At 47.7% G+C, this 21,463-nt stretch carries 22 protein-coding genes, 1 tRNA gene and 1 pseudogene; 1 reads left to right on the plus strand and 23 read right to left on the minus strand.

Features of this window, described 5'->3' with window-relative positions; translation table 11 throughout:
• Positions 1–92: 92 nt before the first annotated feature.
• The 22 genes and pseudogenes from IPK84_01530 to lexA all read right to left on the minus strand — a co-directional run bounded on the left by IPK84_01530 (position 93) and on the right by lexA (position 19,718).
• A tRNA-Ala gene (locus tag IPK84_01530) sits at positions 93–165 on the minus strand.
• Between the two features lie 239 nt (positions 166–404).
• Positions 405–1,232, minus strand: coding sequence for a CAP domain-containing protein (locus IPK84_01535; GenBank protein ID QQS16023.1), 828 nt, complete (start codon positions 1,230–1,232; stop codon positions 405–407).
• Positions 1,233–1,402: 170 nt separating this feature from the next.
• Complete coding sequence (locus tag IPK84_01540; protein ID QQS16024.1) at positions 1,403–1,723, minus strand: hypothetical protein; 321 nt, start codon at positions 1,721–1,723, stop codon at positions 1,403–1,405.
• Positions 1,724–1,741: 18 nt separating this feature from the next.
• Positions 1,742–2,509, minus strand: a complete 768-nt coding sequence (locus IPK84_01545) for a hypothetical protein (GenBank protein ID QQS16025.1) — start codon at positions 2,507–2,509, stop codon at positions 1,742–1,744.
• 29 nt (positions 2,510–2,538) lie between these two features.
• Positions 2,539–3,114, minus strand: coding sequence for a hypothetical protein (locus IPK84_01550; GenBank protein ID QQS16026.1), 576 nt, complete (start codon positions 3,112–3,114; stop codon positions 2,539–2,541).
• Entirely contained in the window at positions 3,098–4,192 is a 1,095-nt protein-coding gene (gene pilM / locus IPK84_01555) for a type IV pilus assembly protein PilM (protein QQS16027.1), read from the minus strand. Before pilM ends, IPK84_01550 begins: the two co-directional genes overlap by 17 nt.
• A gap of 50 nt (positions 4,193–4,242) precedes the next feature.
• Positions 4,243–5,700: a hypothetical protein gene (locus IPK84_01560; GenBank protein QQS16028.1), complete on the minus strand. Its 1,458-nt coding sequence runs from the start codon at positions 5,698–5,700 to the stop codon at positions 4,243–4,245.
• Positions 5,701–5,709: 9 nt separating this feature from the next.
• Positions 5,710–6,297: a hypothetical protein gene (locus tag IPK84_01565; GenBank protein QQS16029.1), complete on the minus strand. Its 588-nt coding sequence runs from the start codon at positions 6,295–6,297 to the stop codon at positions 5,710–5,712.
• Between the two features lie 58 nt (positions 6,298–6,355).
• On the minus strand, positions 6,356–7,735 hold the full coding sequence (locus tag IPK84_01570; GenBank protein QQS16030.1) for a hypothetical protein: 1,380 nt from the start codon (positions 7,733–7,735) through the stop codon (positions 6,356–6,358).
• A gap of 26 nt (positions 7,736–7,761) precedes the next feature.
• The gene (locus IPK84_01575; protein ID QQS16031.1) at positions 7,762–8,985 is read right to left on the minus strand and encodes a type II secretion system F family protein; all 1,224 of its coding nucleotides are present in this window, start codon (positions 8,983–8,985) and stop codon (positions 7,762–7,764) included.
• A 27-nt stretch (positions 8,986–9,012) separates the two neighbouring features.
• Positions 9,013–10,068, minus strand: a complete 1,056-nt coding sequence (msrB, locus tag IPK84_01580; GenBank protein ID QQS16032.1) for a peptide-methionine (R)-S-oxide reductase MsrB — start codon at positions 10,066–10,068, stop codon at positions 9,013–9,015.
• Between the two features lie 390 nt (positions 10,069–10,458).
• Positions 10,459–11,394 carry a hypothetical protein gene (locus tag IPK84_01585; GenBank protein ID QQS16033.1) on the minus strand — a complete coding sequence of 312 codons (936 nt, stop codon included), beginning with the start codon at positions 11,392–11,394 and terminating at the stop codon, positions 10,459–10,461.
• A 9-nt stretch (positions 11,395–11,403) separates the two neighbouring features.
• On the minus strand, positions 11,404–14,262 hold the full coding sequence (gene uvrA, locus IPK84_01590; protein ID QQS16250.1) for an excinuclease ABC subunit UvrA: 2,859 nt from the start codon (positions 14,260–14,262) through the stop codon (positions 11,404–11,406).
• A gap of 323 nt (positions 14,263–14,585) precedes the next feature.
• Entirely contained in the window at positions 14,586–15,128 is a 543-nt protein-coding gene (gene cyaB, locus IPK84_01595; GenBank protein QQS16034.1) for a class IV adenylate cyclase, read from the minus strand.
• Between the two features lie 219 nt (positions 15,129–15,347).
• Positions 15,348–15,824 carry a hypothetical protein gene (locus tag IPK84_01600; GenBank protein QQS16035.1) on the minus strand — a complete coding sequence of 159 codons (477 nt, stop codon included), beginning with the start codon at positions 15,822–15,824 and terminating at the stop codon, positions 15,348–15,350.
• A gap of 52 nt (positions 15,825–15,876) precedes the next feature.
• Positions 15,877–15,978: pseudogene (locus IPK84_01605) on the minus strand (VOC family protein).
• Positions 15,979–16,212: 234 nt separating this feature from the next.
• Positions 16,213–16,524, minus strand: a complete 312-nt coding sequence (locus tag IPK84_01610) for a DUF4870 domain-containing protein (protein ID QQS16036.1) — start codon at positions 16,522–16,524, stop codon at positions 16,213–16,215.
• A 15-nt stretch (positions 16,525–16,539) separates the two neighbouring features.
• Positions 16,540–16,959 (minus strand): hypothetical protein, encoded by a 420-nt coding sequence (locus IPK84_01615; protein QQS16037.1) that lies wholly within the window; start codon positions 16,957–16,959, stop codon positions 16,540–16,542.
• Positions 16,960–17,336: 377 nt separating this feature from the next.
• A complete protein-coding gene (locus IPK84_01620; GenBank protein ID QQS16038.1) occupies positions 17,337–17,912 on the minus strand; it encodes a hypothetical protein in 576 nt (191 codons plus the stop codon).
• A 3-nt stretch (positions 17,913–17,915) separates the two neighbouring features.
• A complete protein-coding gene (locus tag IPK84_01625) occupies positions 17,916–18,836 on the minus strand; it encodes a nucleotidyltransferase (GenBank protein ID QQS16039.1) in 921 nt (306 codons plus the stop codon).
• An 8-nt stretch (positions 18,837–18,844) separates the two neighbouring features.
• Positions 18,845–19,072: a DUF2188 domain-containing protein gene (locus tag IPK84_01630; protein QQS16040.1), complete on the minus strand. Its 228-nt coding sequence runs from the start codon at positions 19,070–19,072 to the stop codon at positions 18,845–18,847.
• A gap of 7 nt (positions 19,073–19,079) precedes the next feature.
• Positions 19,080–19,718: a repressor LexA gene (lexA, locus tag IPK84_01635; protein ID QQS16041.1), complete on the minus strand. Its 639-nt coding sequence runs from the start codon at positions 19,716–19,718 to the stop codon at positions 19,080–19,082.
• A 34-nt stretch (positions 19,719–19,752) separates the two neighbouring features.
• On the opposite strand from lexA, the gene IPK84_01640 reads away from it, so the two are divergent.
• On the plus strand, positions 19,753–20,208 hold the full coding sequence (locus IPK84_01640) for a hypothetical protein (GenBank protein ID QQS16042.1): 456 nt from the start codon (positions 19,753–19,755) through the stop codon (positions 20,206–20,208).
• Here the strand turns inward: IPK84_01640 and IPK84_01645 are convergent.
• Positions 20,198–21,268 (minus strand): hypothetical protein, encoded by a 1,071-nt coding sequence (locus IPK84_01645; protein ID QQS16043.1) that lies wholly within the window; start codon positions 21,266–21,268, stop codon positions 20,198–20,200. The two genes, IPK84_01640 and IPK84_01645, sit on opposite strands and share 11 nt — an antisense overlap.
• Positions 21,269–21,463 lie beyond the last annotated feature (195 nt).

Consider the following 21,463-nt stretch of genomic DNA (forward strand, 5'->3'; position numbering starts at 1 on the left):
TAACGAAAAACATTCCCCCACGTATATAGTATACTACGAACCAAAACTCTTCTGTTTGCAACAAAAAACAACCCGGAAAGGGTTGTCCCGTGTGGACTGTAGGAGATTCGAACTCCTGACCCCCGCATTGCAAATGCGGTGCTCTACCAACTGAGCTAACAGCCCAAAAACACTTGGATCGCAGAAGTAAGACTCTGCCAGCAAAAGTGCCTCCATTGTAAGGAAGAATATGGAATTTGTCCAACGAAACACCACCCTGGCAACAAATTTCAGGGTGGTATTTCTTGAGAGAGTGCGCCTCCCATTTCGGGAGAAAGGGCGGAGATCTCCGTCCCTCTTTGATTGAGACTCGTCCGAAAAGGACAGAGCTATGAGGGTGACAAATTGTGTTTTTGTGTTGGTGTTTACATAGGCGTTATGTTTCGTGAAGAAGACAATCGAGGTCGATGAAGGAACAATCGGAGCACAATAGCAGCAGCAATCCCTTCGAGGCATCCGATACACACCAGAGTCGCCACTACCAAAGTGTGAATCGAGATATCAGGCAACAGGAATACGGAGAGAAAGACAGATAAAGCTCCCACTCTGGCTCCTTGGGTTTCCGCAGAAGCGCCTGGAACATCCCTACCCTCGGAAGCACTATTCACTTGCTCGTGAGCAGATGATACCCCGGAGACCATCGGAGCGACCGGAGCATCGACCGAAAGAGACTTCCACGGAGCCGTATCGGCAACCGACTCACCAAATCGAGTCCCGAAGAGTTCCACCGTGAGGACCGTCGTTTTCCCCTTCCAGGGAATCTCAGCAACAGCAATACCAGTCTCGACATATTTCGGAGAGAGGATATTCTCTCGATGCTTCTCGCTCGCCATCCATGCAAACTCTTCATCCTTTGCATCCGTAAAATGAATCGCAAGATTCTCCCCGGCATAACGATACGCATAACCCGCTTTTTCAAAGAAGGACCAGGGTGTCGTGCCATCCGGCGCCGTGTGAGCAAAATAATCCTTTGCTACCATATCCATCGCCTTAGCCTCCGCCGCTCGAGAAAGCACAGGATCGATTCGAAGTGCTGGCAAACCAACTGACAGACGATCCTGATTCACCCAGTCGGCAACATCCTGCGAAGAAAACGTGCCCGCTAGAGCGATATGTGTTGGCACAAAGAAAACCAGAGTAAAAAGCGCTTTTCTCGTACAGAAGGTTACAAATTGGGTAGTGGAGTGCTTCATATAATTCAAAAAATGAGAAAACGGGCTTTGTTCACCCGTTTTCTCATTGATTACACTCCAATTATAACCCAGAAAATAGAGATTGTCAAACCATTCATGGAAAATCGCGCCTCCTCACCGCGACTTTCCCCCTCTCCAGATTCCGTGTCACAGACAACATACGATCATATCTATTGCCCAAAAAACACATCGCGGAAATGTTCCGGTGGTCTCTCATGTTCCATCACGCGAGCATCGATCATACCAAGCACGGCATCGAATCGATTCTGCTGAAACTTCACCTGCTTATTTTTGGAAAGTCGGTACGCCTGCTCCTCATCCGAACTCCAGTGAAATGCATAGAGGCTGCGATACCACGAAAAAACACCCAAACCGGAAACAGCAAGAAAGAGCACGAGAAACACCGTGGAATTCCATTTCTTCCACCACAACCCCGCTACGCCCAGCGCCTTCGAAAAGGAGAATTTTTTCGGAAAAGAAAGAGGAGACATAAAAGAGATGTGAGTGAATCAGGGCGCTGTATAAATAACCGTCAAAAAAGATGCGGTCACATCTGTAGCATTCTCCGGAGAGTCAGCCGAAGCATCTGGTAATTCCCCTGCCACCACGGTCGAATTTGAAAATGGATTCAGAGAAACACGGGGCACAGAAGAAGCTGGCACCGATCTGGCTGCCTCATCCTTGACCGGAACAGGTGAAATATCAAAAGAGAGTACATCGAGCAAAGTGGGCATGGTATCCAATTTCTGAAGAAACGCAAGCACATGATCATATGTGCCCGTCACCTTGAACGTAACAAAAATTGATCGATCTGCCGGCAAGAGTAACGACAATGCTTTGTCATCCGATCCCTCTTCTGTTGGAGTCGCTGCGGTTGCCTCATCGCCTTTCGAAGTATTCCTCTCGGTAACAATCTTCTTTGTTGCCGAAGGAGCAGTTCGAGGAGCTTCCGAAGCTTCCGACACAACCGTTACATTCAGGTCTTTCCCGATAGCCTCCAGAGACTCGACCAGTGAAACAATACGGCTCTTCGGCAAGAAAACATCCAATTTTCCATCCGACGCTTGGATATGCTCCCAGGTATCGCGCATACCGGCAATACCTTGCGATTGCTCTTCAAGCATTTTTCTATCGACAATCGCCTTTTGGATCGATTCCATTTTCTCATGATTGTTCCCCATAATGCGAACAATACCGAAATACACCAATGCAGCCAAGAAACCGGCCATGCCAAGCAGCACAATAACTTCTCTGAATTGTTTCCAAAAAATCAACATACTGAAAATACTCACGAGAAGCGCTCTAGTTATTGATTATCCTCTCCACTTACAAGACACGATTTCAGCACGGTAGCACTCAGTTGGAAGTCGATATTTTCCTTCACGAGCTTATCCGAAAGCGGCACAGAAGCATCCGAAAAACAATCTGAATCATTGACGGAATTTTCGAGAGCAAGCAATGCCTCACGACTCGGCGCTGTGCCACTAGCCGAAAAGAAAAGATCATTTCCGACAGCTATCTTCGAATACAGCACTCCAGAAGGCGTCGCGGTATCAAGAGCGCGAAAGAGAGGCTTCCAAGAAATATGTCCCGCAAGAAGCCGGGAAATCTCTGAAACCCGCTTATTGGTATCTTGAAAGGACTGTTCATAGGACTCAATCTCTCTTTGTCCCGAAACAGCCGAAGCGCCGTCGGAAGACAGAAGCCCTTGCATTGATGAGAGCTGCGATGACAATAACGCCGAAATACCGAGAAGCGAGCAACAATAGAAAAATCCCAGAAAAATAATAACCGACCCATGAGCAACAATCATGCGAAAGCGCGTCTGCCTCCGCATTTCAATTTTTTTCTCAACTGGAAGAAGGTTAAGCAGGATTTTCATAGTTTCGTATGCCTCGAAGCGCGAGTCCAAGTGCCGTCGAATATTGCACCGACTGTTTCTTATTAATGACAGGGATGGATTTTCCAATATGGAGATTCACCCAAGGATTGCCGAACTCAACCGGCTTCCCCATTTTCCGAGCGAGATAAGGAAGAATGCCTCGCATATTGGAACCGCCGCCACACAAAACCACCTTGTCCACTGCTGAAGAATATTTAAGCGTGTTGAGATAGAAATCTACCGATCGTTCCATTTCCGCAGTAAGACTCGAAAGTACCGGCTCCACCATACGGAAGAGCGGATCTCCCTTTGTCTGAGATCCGATGCCTTCTGCGATTTTAATCCGTTCTGCTTCCTCAAACGGCACTTTCATGCTCTTTGAAATAGAATCGGTAAACATCTGAGAAGAAAGCGGGATACTTGAAGTGAACACCGGAATATTTCCAAGTGCAATCAGAAAACTTGTCCGCCGGTCGCCGATATCGATAATGAGCGTCGTCACATCGCTTTCCTCCTCGGGCAATAAAATACGCGCCTGCGCGATGGATTCCGTCTCAAATCCAACTACCTCGAGCCCTGCGGATTCGAGTGCTCCCACAAATTGGTCTACCACTGAACGAGCCACTGCCACTACCAAGACACTCATCTTTCCCTGCTCCCGCGTGATATTCCTATCGAGAAGTTGATAATCGTAATACACCTGGTCAAGTGTAAGTGGAATATTTGCCTCAATTTCCCATTTAATCGCTTCCTCCACCTCGCTCGCATCCATCTTCGGTAGACTCACAATACGCAAAAAAGCCTTTGTCTCAGGCAGAGAACAAAAGACTCTTCGGGAGTGAATTTTACCCGGACCGGCTGTCTTGAGAAGCGTCTTTACACCCGAAACTACTGCTTCTTCTTTAAGAATTTTCCCATCTGACACTGATTCAAACGGGAGATTAACCGCACCGTAACTCACGATTTTGTCGCGCTCACCCTCTTCGTCAAGAAACACCGCCTTGAGAGAGAGGTCGCTCAAATCCAATCCGAACGGTCGCGGCGTCAGTCGAAAGATATTTCTGTTCCAGAGAGACATTTCGTTTGATTTTGTTTTTGACAGAGCCTCGAAAAGTTTCTTTCATTTTATCACAGCTCCTCCCACAAATCTATGAGGTATTGCTTTCCGGTTGGAAAATACGGCGGTGGAGAGATCGAGAGATTCTCATCAAAATGCAGTTCGCGATCTTGATATCCGGTACCATTCGTATATCCGAATCCGATACGACCTTTTGAGGCAATAGCACCGAAAATAGTGATTTTATTCTTTGCATTCCCATAATTCGCTCGAGAAACGGATCCTTTCTGAGCGAGGAGTGCACCATTTATAGTAAGATTATCATCCGAATCATAGGGAAAATCTATTGATCCCTCAGCAATAAACCCAATCGCTTCTGTGCCGCCTCCTCCGTTTTTATATTTCGTCCCACTGATAATATAGAGATTCGGATCGGTCCCATAAGCAAGATCAGCCGCAACCAATGTCATTCGTTCCGAGTCAAACTGTTCACCTGCAAGGCTTCCAGACACACCCTTTCCGTCAAACCATACGGTATCTTCAACAAATATCAGCCCATTCGAGGGATAGTTACTGGAAACTTTTGAAGAGTTATCAACCTTAGTAATCGTATTTCGACTACTGTTGATTGTCTTCACTTTGACAATTTCATATCCAGTCGGCTTAAATTCAATAAGATATCCGAATTGTCCGCTCGGACCATAGTAGTGCGCAGCCGATCCGCTATTCTGCGCAACATCCTTCATATACGAAAGATCAGCGGTCACGCTATTGAAATCAACCGTCGTAACCGGAAAGGTTTTCCCTCCGAGAAAAACAAGATTGCTTAGTGTGCTATTATACGGATCCGATCCTGACCAATCACCTGACCAGACACCCGGACGCTCGCAGCTATTCACCGTTCCCGTATCAGGATCGTCATAACAGGTCACGCCAGCCGTCACCACATTGTGCGCCACACCGTCGAACCGAATACCGCCATTGCCATGCATCGGACCAAAGATCTCCGTCGTCTTACTTAACCGAAAAGGATCGTTTCCGAGAATCATGTACTCGCTCCAACTCGGCCGACGAAATCGGACACGTATGGTGCGTGTGTGGCTCGGATATTTGTACGTCCACCCGGTCGATTCAATAGTAAAGAGCGTCGAATTTGCCGCGGGCGGCGTCACGGTAATACGGTATTTTCCCAGTCCCTGAAAATCTCCCTCATAATCACTGTCGACGCCCAAAGGCGCCGGACTCGTCGATTGCCAAAATTCATTAATCTGTTCGGTATTCTTTCCATCAAGCTCATGCGCAATATACCACCGATAGAAATGCGCACCTGCCTCTGCCACTTGAAGCGATTGCTCCCGAGAAACCACGAAGAGCCCGTACTGCAAATGCGACACGACATAGGAGATAACGCCGGCAAAAATAATCGTCGCTATCGTCGTCACGACAAGCACAAATACCAGTCCCGACCCGCGAAGCATTGGCAACCGCCCTTGCCGCTCCTTGACACAACCATCCGAGAAAAAAGTCATAGGCATGTATTATTTTCCCCAGAGATTTCGCAGGGAAGCAAATGATGAGATTTCAACCGCATTCGAACTTGCGGAATTGTTCGGGCTAACCATGATGGAAACATGTACCATGCGGACCGTCGAGAGCGTCGGGGTCGCTGAAAGCAACGTGTTGGCGCTGTCGTAATAGGAAAACACTGGTTCGGAAGCGTCGTTCACCACAGAAGAAGCGATAGCGGATACCGAGTCGTCGCTTGCCGGATACGTTGGTGGCGTCGCCGTGGTCGGATCAGTAACGCCGTATTTGATCGTTTTCGGAGTTGTCGATTCATCATAGAACAGATGAACACGTTCGATTTTCCCGTCATGATTCTCATCGGCGAAGAACGAAAACTCAGTAGCAGTCGCCCGCACAACAGGAAAAGATCCATCCGCGCCGGTTTGCGCATTTCTCATCAAATCCACCATGCCTTCGACACCGCGAGATGCCTCAAACGATGCCTGCCCGGTCCGCATGGTAAATGATTGTGTGCGCCATATGCTCGCCAAAAACGCTGACATGCCAAGCATCACGATCGACATAATGCCAATCGCCACGATAAGTTCCACCAAAGACATGCCCCGCAGAGACAAATAGTGCATAGCACGGTTCACAGATAATCAAATTCCACACACATCACATTGGAGAGAGCGTTACCGATTCCTCTGCCAATCCACTGGAAATCGTCGCAGTTCCATTTTCATCATGATACCCGGTCGCTGTAATCTCGTAGGAATAGTCCTGAAGCAAAAGCACACTACCTTCATCATGTGGAAAATACACCTTGCCAAATTGATCAGTCGTTGACGTATGATCGTATCCGCTTGGGTCAAGCGGATCAAACAATCGAACCGAAGCATCTGGGACCGGTGACGTGCCATCTGTCACCGTGAAAAACACTCCGGGACGAGACATATCTATCGCCACCAACGAAAATTCGCTCGGCGTCCCGTCGGTACCAACAGAGACGGAAAACGCATCCGAAACAATAGCCGGATTGAGGCTCCAATAAGAATATGATGAAGGCGTTATCGATGGTCCGTCGACAAAATATGTTCCCGGAGGAGCGTCCGAAATCGACGTCTCTCCTGTTACAGATGTCGGGGAAAGCGAATATACCGGGCTATTGCCGTCCGAAGGATTAGTCCCCAAAAGCCGCCCGCCTGCAATCAAATAACTCACCGAATCCAACACATCTCCGGAAAGAACTTCCTTTGGCGAGAAAGTAATGGTATAGACTCTGTCCATCGCAAAAGACACGGTTTGCAACTGACCAGCAAGAATCGAGACGTGCTTATCAATCGGATCCAGCGTTGCTGTGGCATCGCGCGTCTCAACGGACTCGTATCCGGACTTCGAAAGTGTCACTTTATATCGCGGAGTAAGTTTTTCATCAAGCCCAACAAACAAACAGCTGCCGCTTTCGGTAACGCACTGTGTTTGATCGCTACTATCAAGATCCGTCACCGTAACAGTGGCTGACGATACGCTGGCGCCGCTTGAATCAGAAACATTCACCACCAAGTTGCCACCCCCGGCAATTGTCTCGATACCATCAGGAACAAAACGCGTTGATAAACGAACAGACTGTGAATCGTCTGATCCCCACGACACCTCAACCGTCACTTTCTTTGAATCATTCGGAACTGTATCATTCGGAGATCCTCCCGCCGTCCCATCAAACGGGTCGTCGATATTCTGCACAATAGTCTTCACAGTAAACGACGAGCCGGCGGAATTCACCGTCTTCTCTCGCTCGCTCGCCGGAAGCGTCCCACGAAGCGCCGTTGATGCTTCGTCTACAAATCCAACGCTGGTGTATGCGATGTTGCGCAACTTCTCAAATTGCTCGTTCGCAACAGCAACTGCCGCCAACCGACGCTTCGAATCAAGCGCCAACCGAGCGCCATTCGAATACACCTCATAAAAAGACAGAGTGATGATCGAAAAAATAGCCAACATGACCAATCCCTCGATAATCGTCATGCCCTTCAGGGTTTTTCTGCAGGAAATCATGCGCACAATCACATGAAAAAGAAGGATTACTTGATATTCTCAAGTACGCTATACATCGGCTGAAGCATGGCGACCGCGAAGAATCCGACGCCGCCACCGATCAAGAGCATGAGAATCGGCTCAATAATAGACGACATGTTTTTCGTAATCTGAGACACTTCGTCTTCATAAAATGTCGCGAGTTTTTCCAAAACGGTTTCGGTCTTCCCGGTTTCTTCGCCGACAGCGATCATTTGCGGTACCAAAATTGGGAAAATTCTCGGATATCGTGAAATCACCACACTAAGCTCCGTCCCACGCTGTATTTCACCGATCGCTTGAGTAAGAGCATTTTTGTACGCGTCATTCGAAAGTACGCGAGACACAATGCCGAGTCCGTCAACCACGGAGACACCGCTTCGCAAGAGCGAGCTATAAATTCGCGAAAACCGCGCGCAGTTCACTTTAATCACAATATTCCCCACAATCGGCATATAGAGAAGAGAGACGCTAAAAACACGCTTCCCTACTGCCGTCCCCAGAAAGATTTTCCCGGCAACAATCGCGCCGATCGTCAAAGCAATACTTGCTATATAATGCCCGCGCAGAAAATCACTGATACCGATAATAAAAAGTGTCATCGCCGGCAAATCCACGTCCATATCTTTGAACGTACCGATAATGCTCGGCAAGATATACGTAAGCATCAATACGGCAATGCCCACCATTGCCACCAAAATCACTGCCGGATAAATCAAAGCGCCCTTCACCTTGCTCGTGATATCGTGTTCTTTCTCCAATTGCGTTGCGAGTATTTCCAGGACCATCTCCAGGTTTCCGGACACCTCGCCCACATACACCATATTAACAAAGAGCTCATCGAATACTGCCGGGAATCGACCCATGCCCTCGGAAAGCGTCTTCCCTGTTTGAATATCGGCATGGATTGACTCAAGTATGCTTTGAAATTTCTTATTTTTGGTTTGCGTGCTCAAATTTTGAAGCGCGCGCGACATCGTGAGTCCCGACGATACCATGACCGCGAGATTCCGAGTAAACACCATCTTCTCTTTGAGAGACACCGAGGTGAATCTATCGAAAAACTTCACGTGCACGCTCGATGCCTCCTCTTCAATCACCTTAATAGATGTCGGCACAAAATCCTCCGCAGCAAGCGCAGTTGCCACTCCTTTTTCATCTTTCGCAGTCAGTTCGCCGCCTTTCGACTCCCCTGTTTTGAGATTTTTTGCGGTATAGAGATACTTTGGCATAATGTTCCCGAGAAACACGTGCCGAAATTATACCACAGTTTTATCAAATAATTTCAGATATTCTCCGTATCCTTTTTCCATCAACTGTTCCTTTGGCACAAAATGAAGCGCAGCTGAATTCATACAGTAGCGCTTCCCTCCCCGATCCGATGGACCATCATCGAAGACATGCCCCAAATGTGAATCCCCCTTTGCAGATCGTACTTCCGTCCGCACGGATGGAAGCGAAATATCATCCCGGAACAAAACCGCGTTCGAATCAATCGGCTTCACAAATGACGGCCACCCTGTCCCGGAGTCATACTTGTCTGTCGAGAGAAAGAGCGGCTCGCCGGAGACGACATCAACATACAGTCCCTCGGCCTTGTTATCACAGTATTCATTTTCAAATGGACGCTCAGTGCCATTTTTCTGCGTTACCTCATACTGAATCGGTGAAAGTTTTTCGCGCAATTCTTTTTCCGGCGGTTTTTCACGAGAAGCTCCGTCCGACACCTGCCGAGATGATTTTGAAGAAAATTCATTCTGCTCCAACCCGGCGAGAAGATGCATCTTATCGCGATGCACCTCAATAAACGCCTCGCGCCCGGATCCTGTTCGATAGGCGCTATACCGTGCCGGGTTTTTCGAAGCGTACCCTTGGTGGAATTCTTCCGCCCGCCAGAACCTCACGCGAGGCAATATGAGAAATGCCAGCGGTTTGTCGTAGATCTTTTTCTCCTCCACCTCGCGCACAACTTCCCGAGCAATGCGCTTTTCTTCTTCAGTTTCAAAATAAATTGCCGGCGCATACTGCGCTCCGCGATCAGCAAACGACCCGCCCGCATCCGTCGGATCGCTGTAGAAAATAATGTGTTCAACCAAACTCCGATACGATGTCTTCGTCGGATCATATGTCACCTCCACCACTTCCCGATGCCCGCCCTCAGCATAGTTCTCATATGTCGGCGATTCCGTTGTCCCGCCCGCATACCCCGACTCCACTTTGAGAATCCCTGAGAGTTTCTCGAAATCCGCCTCCACACACCAAAAACACCCCCCGGCAAACATCGCGGTTTTATGCGATTGCAGAACGTTAACCATAGGTATGGAAGAATGCTTTACGTTTATAGAATAACAGACTCTCCCAAAAGGAGAAAAATTCGACAGAAACAAAAACCAACCTTTAGTTAAGGCTGGAAAAATATCGCGCTGTTTTACTATTTTCTCGTATCCAGGCTTCCAAATTCCAGGACATCCTCTGGAGAGAAAATTTGTAACACTTGGTACACGCTGGTTTTATTAATCATGCATTGCCACTACTTTTTGCGTCGCAAACGCAATGCCGCGCCAGCAACTGATTTCTCTTTCTTTCGAGATAAATCTTTCTGAAGCGACCGAGCAGCAATTTTAGCTACACGTTTCGATGTCCGTGCCATATCATCACCTCCTTTCTAAAAAACTTGTGAAGATCATATTTTACATGTCACAGCTTTACGATAGTGCCGCGGTTTCGATATCGCTCATGCGGCGGCGGAAGGATTCGAATATATGCGGGCCACGCGGATGCGGGAGAAAGATGAGTGCGTCATCCGTCGCCTCGATAATGCCCTCGGACGTATGCGTCTTGGGATTTGCGGCGATTTTCCGTTTCTGCAGACGACGAAGCAAGAACTCGATCCCGATACCCACCAAGAAGATTTCTCCGATCGCGCGTGAAAGCCTTGCTAACGGAGTATCGCGGAGCAACAGCGTATGCGGAAGACTCGCCACCCGAAAATGCGGACGAAACCGGCGCATCCATTCATTGGACGTCTGAAACTTTCGGAAGACCGCTTCACCGAAAAACGGGATGATAAAGAAATACTCGCTCGATGAAAAAATATCCTTGAGACGAATCTCGAGCGAGCGCGTCGTTACCCAAAAATTGAGACACGCCCGATGCGCAATATGATCGCCGTGCCTCCGAAGACCCAAGAGATGAAGAAGCGCTGTCACGGTCGCCCGCCCCGTCCAGATATATCCGCTTCGCAACACAATGAAGAAATCCCAATCGCTTCCGCGATCGGCATTTTTCATCGAGAGACTCCCGGTGAGACCCACCATGCGAACAAACGGAAAGAATCGCAAAATGCTTGCAATCCTCCGCGCACCTCGGATATTCCAATCGGCTCTTTTTTGCCGTTTCAAACGCAACGGAACCAGCTTCTCGCGCCCGTGCAAAAAAACAAAACCGCGTTCGCGCCCGAGGCGCTTTCGAAGATACGTCCCCTCGAGCGTCTCGCGAATCATGCGAAACGGAACCGATTCCATTTCTCGACCTTCGCCATCGGACACGAGGAGAAATTTCCACACCTCAAACTCCGTGAGCGGATAGTCAAACGCGTCGTAATACGCGACCGTCTCAAGAATGGCCCGATGTAAAAGCATACAGAAGGTTTACAAATACCTCCCCGTGAGGCTTCGTTTGCACTTCTTGAGGTCGACAGGCGTGCCAGCAAAAACAATTTCACCGCCCGCAAATCCTCCTTCGGGCCCCAAATCGATTACCCAATCGGCATGGGAAAGCACTTCGGAATTGTGTTCGATAACCAGCACCGTGTTTCCCTTATCAACCAGCGCATCAAGAATAATGAGCAATCGGCGGATGTCTTCGAAGTGCAGACCGATCGTCGGTTCATCGAGAATATAGAGCGTCTTGCCGGTCGACTTCCGCGCGAGCTCCGTTGCAAGCTTGATACGCTGCGCTTCGCCGCCCGAGAGATTGGTCGCACTCTGCCCCAAGACGAGATAGCCAAGTCCCACCTCATCGAGCGCACGAAGCTTTTCTTCAACTGCCGGCTGATCGAAAAAGAACGCGCGCGCCTCGGACACAGTCATGTCGAGCACCTCCGAGACATTCATACCCCGATACTCGATCGCCAGCGTCCGCTCATTGTAACGCGTCCCGCCGCAGGTTTCGCACGGCACATACATATCCGGCAGGAGATACATTTCTATTTTCCGCATACCACTCCCCTGACACACCTCGCAGCGACCGCCGCGCATATTGAAACTGAAATGACTTGCCGAAAACCCCGCTTTCTCCGCCTCCGCCGTCGCCGCAAAGAGATCGCGGATTGGCGTCCAGGCGCCGGTATAGGTCACCGCATTGGAGCGAGGTGTCCGCCCGATCGCCTCTTGATTAACAACGATCGCCTTGTCGATATACTCCATGCCGCGAATCGCCCGATGTTTCCCGATCGACGCTCGCGCGCCGTGAAACTCACGCAAGAGCGCTCTCCCGAGAATATCCGTGATAAGGGTCGATTTCCCCGAACCGGAGACACCGGAGACAGCGACGAAAGTCTCGAGCGGGATATGCGCGTCAACATTCTTAAGATTGTGTTCTGTTGCTCCGATTACCGAAAGCGTTTTCTTGAATTTCCGAAATGATTTCTTCGATGACACGCGGCGTCGACCGGAAAGATACGCGCCGGTTTCCGTCTTAGATTTCCACAGCGCTTCCGGCGTCCCCGAAAACAGCACCTCTCCGCCTTCGCGCCCGGCACCCGGCCCCATATCGACCACCCAGTCAGCCGCCCGCATAATAGCCGGGTCATGCTCCACAACGACCAGAGAATTGTCTTGCCCCTGGAGTGCCCGAAGCGTATCGATCAGGCGTTCGGTATCGCGATTATGCAAACCGATCGACGGCTCATCGAGAATATAGAGAATACCGGACAGCTCCGATTTCATCTGTGTCGCCAGTTTGATGCGCTGCGCCTCACCACCAGAGAGTGTCTCAGCACTCCGCGATAACTCCAGATAGCCAAGGCCCACCTGCCGCACAGCGCCGAGCCGCTCCGTCGCCTCCTGCAAAAGCGGCGCTATCACTCGATCATTTTTTTTCAAATACACTTTCGCCAAGAGATCCGAAAAATACGCTTCCAACTGATCAACCGGCATATCCACAAACTGATCGATCGATTTCCCATCAAACAAAACAGAGAGCGCTTCCGACCGCAATCGCTTCCCTTTGCACGACGGACAGAGCGAGGACGACATGAATTTCTCGATACCGGCGCGAACATGCTCGGACTTCGTCTCGCGATATTTTTTCTCAAGCATCGGAATGACACCCGAAAACAATTGTTTCTTCGAGCAATGCTCGCTCGACTCGCCAAAGAGCATTTCATGAAGATCGGATTTTTTGAGTTTTGATACCGGCGCATCAAGCGAAATGTGCCGCCGCCCAGCGAAAGCTCGCAACAATTCAAAGCTCCCATTGCCCAATTCGCGCTTCCCGCTTCCATTGCCGTGTCCGGCACCCTCGATCGCCTCATCGTCATCATCCTCACAGCCGTTTGATGCGGATGAACATGGCGTCCGACTCCAGGGACGAATTGCCCCCTCAAGAAGCGAGAGCTTCTTGTTGGGAAGCACAAGATCCGGATCCAATTCAAGCTTCCGCCCAAGACCGGCGCACGTCTCGCAGGCGCCTTCGGGATTGTTGAAAGAAAACGTATGCGGCGTCACCTCCGCAATGCTCGTGCCGCATGACGCACAGAGATATTCCCGACTGTACCGGCGCTCCTCAGATCCGTTCACGACCACCAAGAGCGTCCCGCGCCCCAGCTTGAATGCCGTTTCGATCGAATCAAGCACGCGCTCGACATCCGGACGCTTCGCATTGAGAGTGATACGATCAATCACGACGTCCATTTCGGAAAGGAGCATGTCCGACGCATGTGGCATCGCCTCCGATATCAGCATGATCTGATTGTGAAATCGCACCCGCGCATAACCGGCCTGCAGCAATATCTGAAGCGCCTCTTTCTCGGTCTTCTTGCGCGTTTGCTCCATCTTAGTCAGAAACATGGTCCGCGTCCCATCGGGAAGGTCCAAAATTTCTCGCAGAATGTCCTGTGCCTCACGCCGATCAAGTCGCTTCCCGCACGAAGGACAGTGCGGCGACCCCGCCTTCGCAAAAAGCACGCGGATATAGTCATATGCTTCCGTCAGTGTCCCGACCGTCGATCTTGGCGAACGCGTAATGCTTTTCTGATCAATTGAGATTGACGGACTGAGATTGGAGATAAAATCCACATCCGGACGATCAAGCGCTTCCATGAAGTGCCGCGCATACGACGAGACAGACTCCATATATCGTCGATTCGCCTCCGCATGAATCGTATCAAACGCAAGTGACGATTTCCCCGACCCTGACACTCCCGTAATTACCACGAACTTCTCCCGCGGAATATCCACATCCACCCCCTTCAGATTGTTCACGCGCGCGCCCCGAATCTCTATCATCGCGCGTTTCGCTTTCTTCGCTTTCCCTTTCACTCCCGAATCAGCTCTCACCGCAGAGGTTTTTGGCATAGCGGAACAGGTATAAAGACGACGCATTGACACCCATGATACCGCATTTTCTCCTGATTGTCACTTTTATAATTCCCCAACACCCACTTCAAAAACCATGTAAAAATCGTCTTCTCTCTCATGAACTTCTCCGTCAAACATTGTCGCCACCACCCTCCAAGAAGAAACTTAAAGCGGATGATCCGCCCCATCAAAAAAAACGCAAGAAACTAAAAATGAGGCTTGATCCTCATTTTTTATGCGTGATACTGTTTTCAGTCTTTGTCAGCCAAAAGTTCATCGTATTTTCGAGACTCCCGATCTTTTTCTTCCAAATGAAATTCCTTGGCAACATGATCTATTTCTTGCCTCGCACTGGAAATATCCGATTCATCTTTGCACAGCACCTCGATCTCTATGAACGCTCCGAGCTTCTCAACATCATCGAGCGTAACAACAACATTTCCACATTCATATGTCCGACGACGCTTATCGACACACGCTACCGGGATATAGCCAATCTCTTGCAAGAGACACTTCGCTGTCTCAGCTGAATCCACACTCAATTCGTACTCCATACGATCCTCGCCACCATCCAAGGCACGTTTATACGTGAGAGTCACACTGTCATCTCCTGCCAAGCGAATTCGCATAACCGGATCTCCTCGCTTAAACGTCGCAAGAGAATTTCCCTCAAGCAAGAATACCGTATCAACTTGCCGAACTGCATCAACTTTTCCATACCGAGCATCCAGAACGCCTTGAATACGCTCCTGATTTTCTTTTGTCAATCGAAATTTTTGCTCTACTTCTATCATACGCATCACTTGAAACAACACTAGATCGAGACTCAAAGACACTATTTCCTAGCCAATACGACAAGGCCAGCCAAAACCAAAAACACACCGAGAATTGTAACACAAAACCGCCTTTTGGGCGGTAAGTATCTCGGATTTTTCCCATTGAGATTCGCGTGAGATCTCCTCAGATTCACACCAAGTATAACGTTTACACATATTCCACGCGCTCCAGCAACGCTATTTACTCATCGAGAGAATCGATTGCTTGATCGCCATTTCAAGTTTGTCCGGTTCATCCGTGCCAATACGATACACACGATTATCTTTCAGAGTAATTTCAACTGCATCGAAACCAGAAACATTATATATCCACATCTTCAGCCAAAACCACACCCGTGTGCCCCAGCCATAATACCAGTGATTTTTCACTCGCGTTACTGATGCAATTTCATTCGTTGCAAATGTTTTTCGGAAAATCCCCCATCCGAAGCAGATGCTCACACATTGTTCATCAACAATAGCGGTCAATGTCGAGAAGGACGCGAGAAGAAAGAGAATGATCGCCATGAGAGCCGTCACCACAAAGTTCGCCCCCGAGTCATATGAAGGCGGCTCCATCCGAGTTGTTACTTGCGCCCACACAAAGAGCACCGACACCGCCATCGTCACCACCAGCATGAGATACCCAATTTGCGTATGCTTATAGAGAGTCATGAAGGTATTGTAGCGGATGCTGGACTAACCCCTTTCAAGAGAGATGTCTTGGCTATTTTTTAGGAGTAAATTCCACCGTCCATTCAATGCCATATTTGTCTCGAAACATTGCAAAAGAGGTACCCCAAGGGCTTTCTGCCATCGACATTTCCATTGAAGTTGATGTAGGGATTTATCGTTACCATATGTATATTAAAGTGTTAATTCACTACAGCTCCTCTAGTTTGGATACTCAAATCCCTCCCCAAGGAATTGCGTCGAGAAAGACAAGGCAAGAATAGTTTTGAAAGTTTCAATGTGCGGTGTATTTTTAAAATAGCTCGAACAGAATTCTGTCCTCGCTGCGCTTCGCACGGCTCGGGTGTGGCGGGAAAAGCGGCATTAAAAATTATAATTGAATCTTGTTTGCAAGATTACCAATAATAGGTAGTTTTGTTTCTTTTCCACGCACACAGTTAGCAATCCCAATTATGGAAAAGATAAGAGAAACCACCCAAACCCCAATCGTGATTGGTAGCGCACCAACTTCAAAACTAATATTAGCTATAACACTAAACCCTATGCCAAAAAATACCAGCACTATTCCTTGTTTTGCATGGAAAAGCACAAAATTGTCATCTTGTTTAGTGATCAAGGGAAAGATTACTAATGCGCCTATGTAAGAAAGAGCTGCCCACGCCTTGCTATTTTTAGAAATCATAGTTGCAAGAAAAGACTATGCGCCACCAGAGAATGCGATGAAAAATCCAATTGCAAGCTCAACAAGAAAAACGATGATCGAAATATGATTAGCCTGTCGTGCTTTCGTGGGATATTTACATCTCCACATATAGTACATAACAGCACCTGTAATTACAGGGTTGATAATACTAAATGTCCATGCAGCAATTTTCTGATTAGTGGTCAATTTCTCATCGCTGATGAATTGAGAACTAGCATAGGCCTTTTTTTCCTCTTTTCTTTTTGATTTAGCGCCCATGAATCCAAAAACCACAACGAATAATATCATTGTAATCCAGAAAGCAGTCCACGAAATATTAGAGGTAAACAAGCCAGCAACAAATCCAAGTACTAGTCCGCCGAATGCCCACTTAATCATTCCGCCAACGTTAATACCGCTTGATTTATTTGTCATAGAACTATTTATTTGTTTGTCCATCGTTTTATTGATTATTAATCATTAAATTGTCGACCTTTATGAAAAAATTTCTTTTTCCCTTTATTGATAAATCCTTTTCGTTTTCGCCCAAAAAACAATACGAATTGGCCGCCGAGCGAAGTGAGGTGGCTTCCTCTGGCTTGAAAAATTCCGACTGGCGGGACACTCGGGTTAAGTACCCCACGATAGGGCTGTTAAGGGATATTTTAGCACCTTCCAGAGGGTTTTACCTAGGCACTCGAGTCTAGGTATCATTTCTGCCAAATGAGACTAATGAGACTAATGAGACTAATAAAGAGGAATTGATTGAGGTGTCTCAAAAGCTTCAGGGTTTGGCTATTTCTAGACTCCTCCTACTGCTGTAAAGAAAGGGTGCCTGTATTCTGCCTTCCTCTTCCTGAGTAGTAGTCCCCCTCAATGAGATTGCCTTTAATCATTAAACGGGTAGTACCATAGTGAATCTGCATACTATCAGGACTACCCATCCGAGGATCGCTTTGATACTGATACGTTAACATTGAGCCTCCCGGAGACTCCAAAGAAAAGGCCGCGATTAAGCTGTGTGATTGAGATTCTGGTGCGGTCAGTATCAGCTCAATAGAAGTCCATGTTTGTTTGATTCGGAGTGATACTTCTTGTTGCTCATTATTAAATGAGGAAACTGCTGTACCGTGCCATTCTCCAGAAATACAAGGTGTTTTGACAAGACGCAAGAAGCGCAAGAGGTTCCAGCGCCATAGGTAATTATCAAAAAGATTGTAAAAAATTGCATAGAACCCCATGACTGAAGGTGCATCAAACCACCAAGGCACGGCAATGTTCAATATCTCAAGAAGATGGCCGAAACCCCATGCAGTTAGAATTGCAGCCACAGAGAGGAGAAGTGGAACAAAACGTCGCTCAGCTGTGTCTGTAGAATACGGATGCATAGATTACTTTCCCCAATTATCCCAAAGCTTCACAAACGCCATGATAGTTGTGTGAGCATTCGAAACATTCCATTGCTCCGGTGTGTCCCCGAATAACAAATGTTGTTCATTCTGACAAACGAAACCTTCGACAGGATTTTCGTAGAGATGCTTCAGTACTGCATAAACAGTCGCGCTGTGATTCGCTTGGAAACAGGGATCTGGGACATTATAAATAAGGGATTGCAAGAAGTAGGAAGGTGCCATTTCTTTTGCCAAAGCCTTCTTTTCGATGAGATGATTTCGCATGTTTTTGAAAATCCTTACCGTAGGCTTAAAAACACCACCGGTACGCAGATTGGAATTCTTATCAACCCCGTTTTGGTAATGATGTTCCGGATAATTAACTATTGGTTTGTTAGTTTGTTGATGATAAAGCTTAATTCCTTCTTCCGCGCTGTGAAGACCGACTCCATGAAAGTAATTGTACCGTCGAAAACTGATCACCGGAACAATGTCGGCCTTTAATCGTCCAGGAGCGGGTAAGAGCTTGATCGACTTATTTCCGGTTGTATCAATACTCGACGCTCCGTAGTAGAGAGTAAGAGCTTTAATTACATCGCGACGAAACTCATGCCAATCATAAGTGGCGTTGCTATAGGCAAGATCATGAGCGCTCTTCTGTTCAGGTGGCAATTCGTGAGCGTTGTGTCCGAATGTCATTGTTAGTTCAACTACAACGTCGACGTCACTATCAGCACGAATGTTGGTACTGTTCTTATAAGAACCCTGCAAATAAACTTTTGCTTTCCCGCTCTCAATAAGACTTTTAACAGGAGATTTTTCATGAGTAAGACCGCAACGAATAGACTCGTGAGTGGCTTTTGCAGAAACAGTCGCGCCTTGATTGGCCCAAGTCTCAAGCTGGCTAAAAGGTATCCCCATACTCTTGATTAGCCGAGTGGCGGAAAGGGATCATTTCCGTAACTGTTACGCTCCTGAATCTTTCCATCTTTTCCATGAATAAAGTGTTCAGCCCCTGTATTTTCAGCAAGGTTTTGGGCTCGATCCTCAGCGTTATCTTTCGTGCGATGCCAAGAAAGTGGGTTAGAATTACCTTCCGCTTTGTTTTCCCAGCGATGTTTATCGTTGTTATAAACGGTGTGAATATTTTTCGCCATATGTTTATTAGTACAGGTCAGCCGGTAAAACTCCTACCACTACTCCCTGAATGATGCAGTTACTAGTTAAAATAATTGGTCTATGATCAGGATCGGATGACTTTGGTCGGAGTATGACCATGCCGTTTTTTCGATCCAGCATTTTCACCGTTGTTTCGTCATTGATGAGAGCTACGACAACATCACCATTGTCTGCCACTGGTTGCTGACGAACCAAGACGATACTTCCATCTGTAATTTCAGTCCCTCTTACGGTCGCCTGATTCATGGACGTGCCTCTAACCCGAAGTAGGAAATATGCTGATCCGGGACGAGCCAATCCTATCGAAACTGGAATTGAAACTTCCACGTTTTCTTCTGCCAGTATGGGAGCGCCAGCAGCAATACTTCCAACAAGCGGCACATCAATGGTCGTTACAGAAGCATTAGAGGAATTACCTTGACTTACGAGTCGGATTTTTCTTCCTGATCGACGTATCAACCCTGCTTTCTCTAAGCGTTGAAGGGCTAATACTGCTGAACGAGGAGAAGTCTTTCCTGTTACCTCATTGATTTCTCGTAAGGTGGGTGCTGGAAGACCATGAACAATCTTGTTTCGGACAAGAACATAAACCTTCTTGTCTGTCTCGCTGAGATGCTGTATCATAGGTATAATCTAGTATAAACCAAAGTGAAAAAGTATGCAAGACCGGCAGACAGAACTCCATAGATCCCTCCAAGAATCTCAGAGACAATATACCTACGCCCTCTTGGCTGTTTCGGTAGCAGTGATAGGTTTCGCCTTAAAAGAAACTTCTGGCAAAGCTCTCGATGCTTCACAGCTTGCCTTAGGCTGGGCGGTAATTCTTTGGGCTCTGAGTTTCTTTTATGGCTGTAAGCATGTGCAGTATTTCAACTCTAGCCTCTACGCCAACGGCGCACTTTTGCAAATAGAGAACAACGAGCATCCTGATACTAAAGGATACAGCCCCACAGCTAGAGCAGCTGCCTACGAGGGAGTAAGAAAGGCATTTGAGACAAATTCTGATAAAGCTAACCAGTACTGTCATTGGCAATTTCGACTCTTAATTCTCGGATCTCTCTCCTATATCGCTTGGCACGTTTTGAACATGTACACTCAAATGATCATGTCTTGATTTTTCTAACCAACTCTTTCAGATTCTCCTCCCCCTCTACTCCTCTCAATCGCCCCTGAAGGAAACCGAGACGATAATTTACTCCATCGCTCATTAAACGCCAATTGGTAGGTTCCAGGGTCTTTTTGATGAGTTTCTGGAGGTCGTAGACACTTTCCCGTTCCGAGCGATCACTCTTGCTTTCCTGAACACTGAAACCGAGGAGGACATCTTTTTGGAGATCTGGTTTTTCAAACTCAAGCTTGAGATAGCCAGCAGCAGTCAAAGCGGGATCAAGAAGCTTTTGGAGATCCATAATGGTAAGCTTTTGGATTTTCGCTACCGCCTCGTAGACTTCTTTGTTTTCCTCCCGCTCTTTCATTTCTCCCACAATAGATTTGATGGATGCCTGCTGAGTTACATACTCCATTCCTTCCTTTTCTGAAAGACAGTACTTTTTCCGATCGGCTTCAAAGTTTGGATCGATCTTCTCTTTGTCTGTCGCAAGGTCGAGGGTGTCGGTTTCTGTATAGCCACAGCTAGCACAGGTGTAGACAGTGGTAAGGAGCGAGCCTTCTTGTGTCGTTTCGCCAGAAAAATCACTCTGACACTTCGGACACTTCGCCTTATACTCCCATTCTTCACCACTCTCCCAATAGGCTCGCCGTTTCTGACAATGGCCACACTCGAAGAGGAAGACAACAGCTTCGTTACCTGACTTATGGGTCATGAGGTCGCGCGAAATGCAACGCATGTTGCGGGCACTGCAACCGAGACAGCGGACATCTTGCGGTTCTCGAGCGTTATCGAGCTTTTGATCTTTCCTTTCGTCGTTACCCATCCATTCTTTAACGGTGTCTGCTTTCTTGGCATAGCGTTCGCCCTTGAGGAAATAGAGGTGAAGTTCATTAAAGACCTTCCTCAAACGAGTTGCTTCTTCTGGGAGGATCTCTTTTCCTTCGAGAGGAGGAAACGGTCGATCATCAAAAACACCATCGAGCTGCCTACACTCATCAATAGTGTGGCGATCGTAGAGGTCGGAGTAATATGAATGGTCTTTAAGGTGTCGGTATTGGTTCATACCTCAGGTCTAGTACAGTCTCTAACAGAATGTCAATGGTCGCTTACTTATCCACCGTCTCATTTGCTTCCTTTTTGGCAATCTGCATATACTAGAAACACAATTTCATACCTAACTTCTGTAGTCACGCTTTCCGGCTTTCGGAAAGAGGTGTAGACGCAAGAGATTCTCTCGGGCGTAGGCAGAGTTAACTAA

The sequence above is a fragment of the Candidatus Moraniibacteriota bacterium genome, assembly GCA_016699875.1.
Lineage (GTDB): Bacteria > Patescibacteriota > Minisyncoccia > Moranbacterales > UBA1568.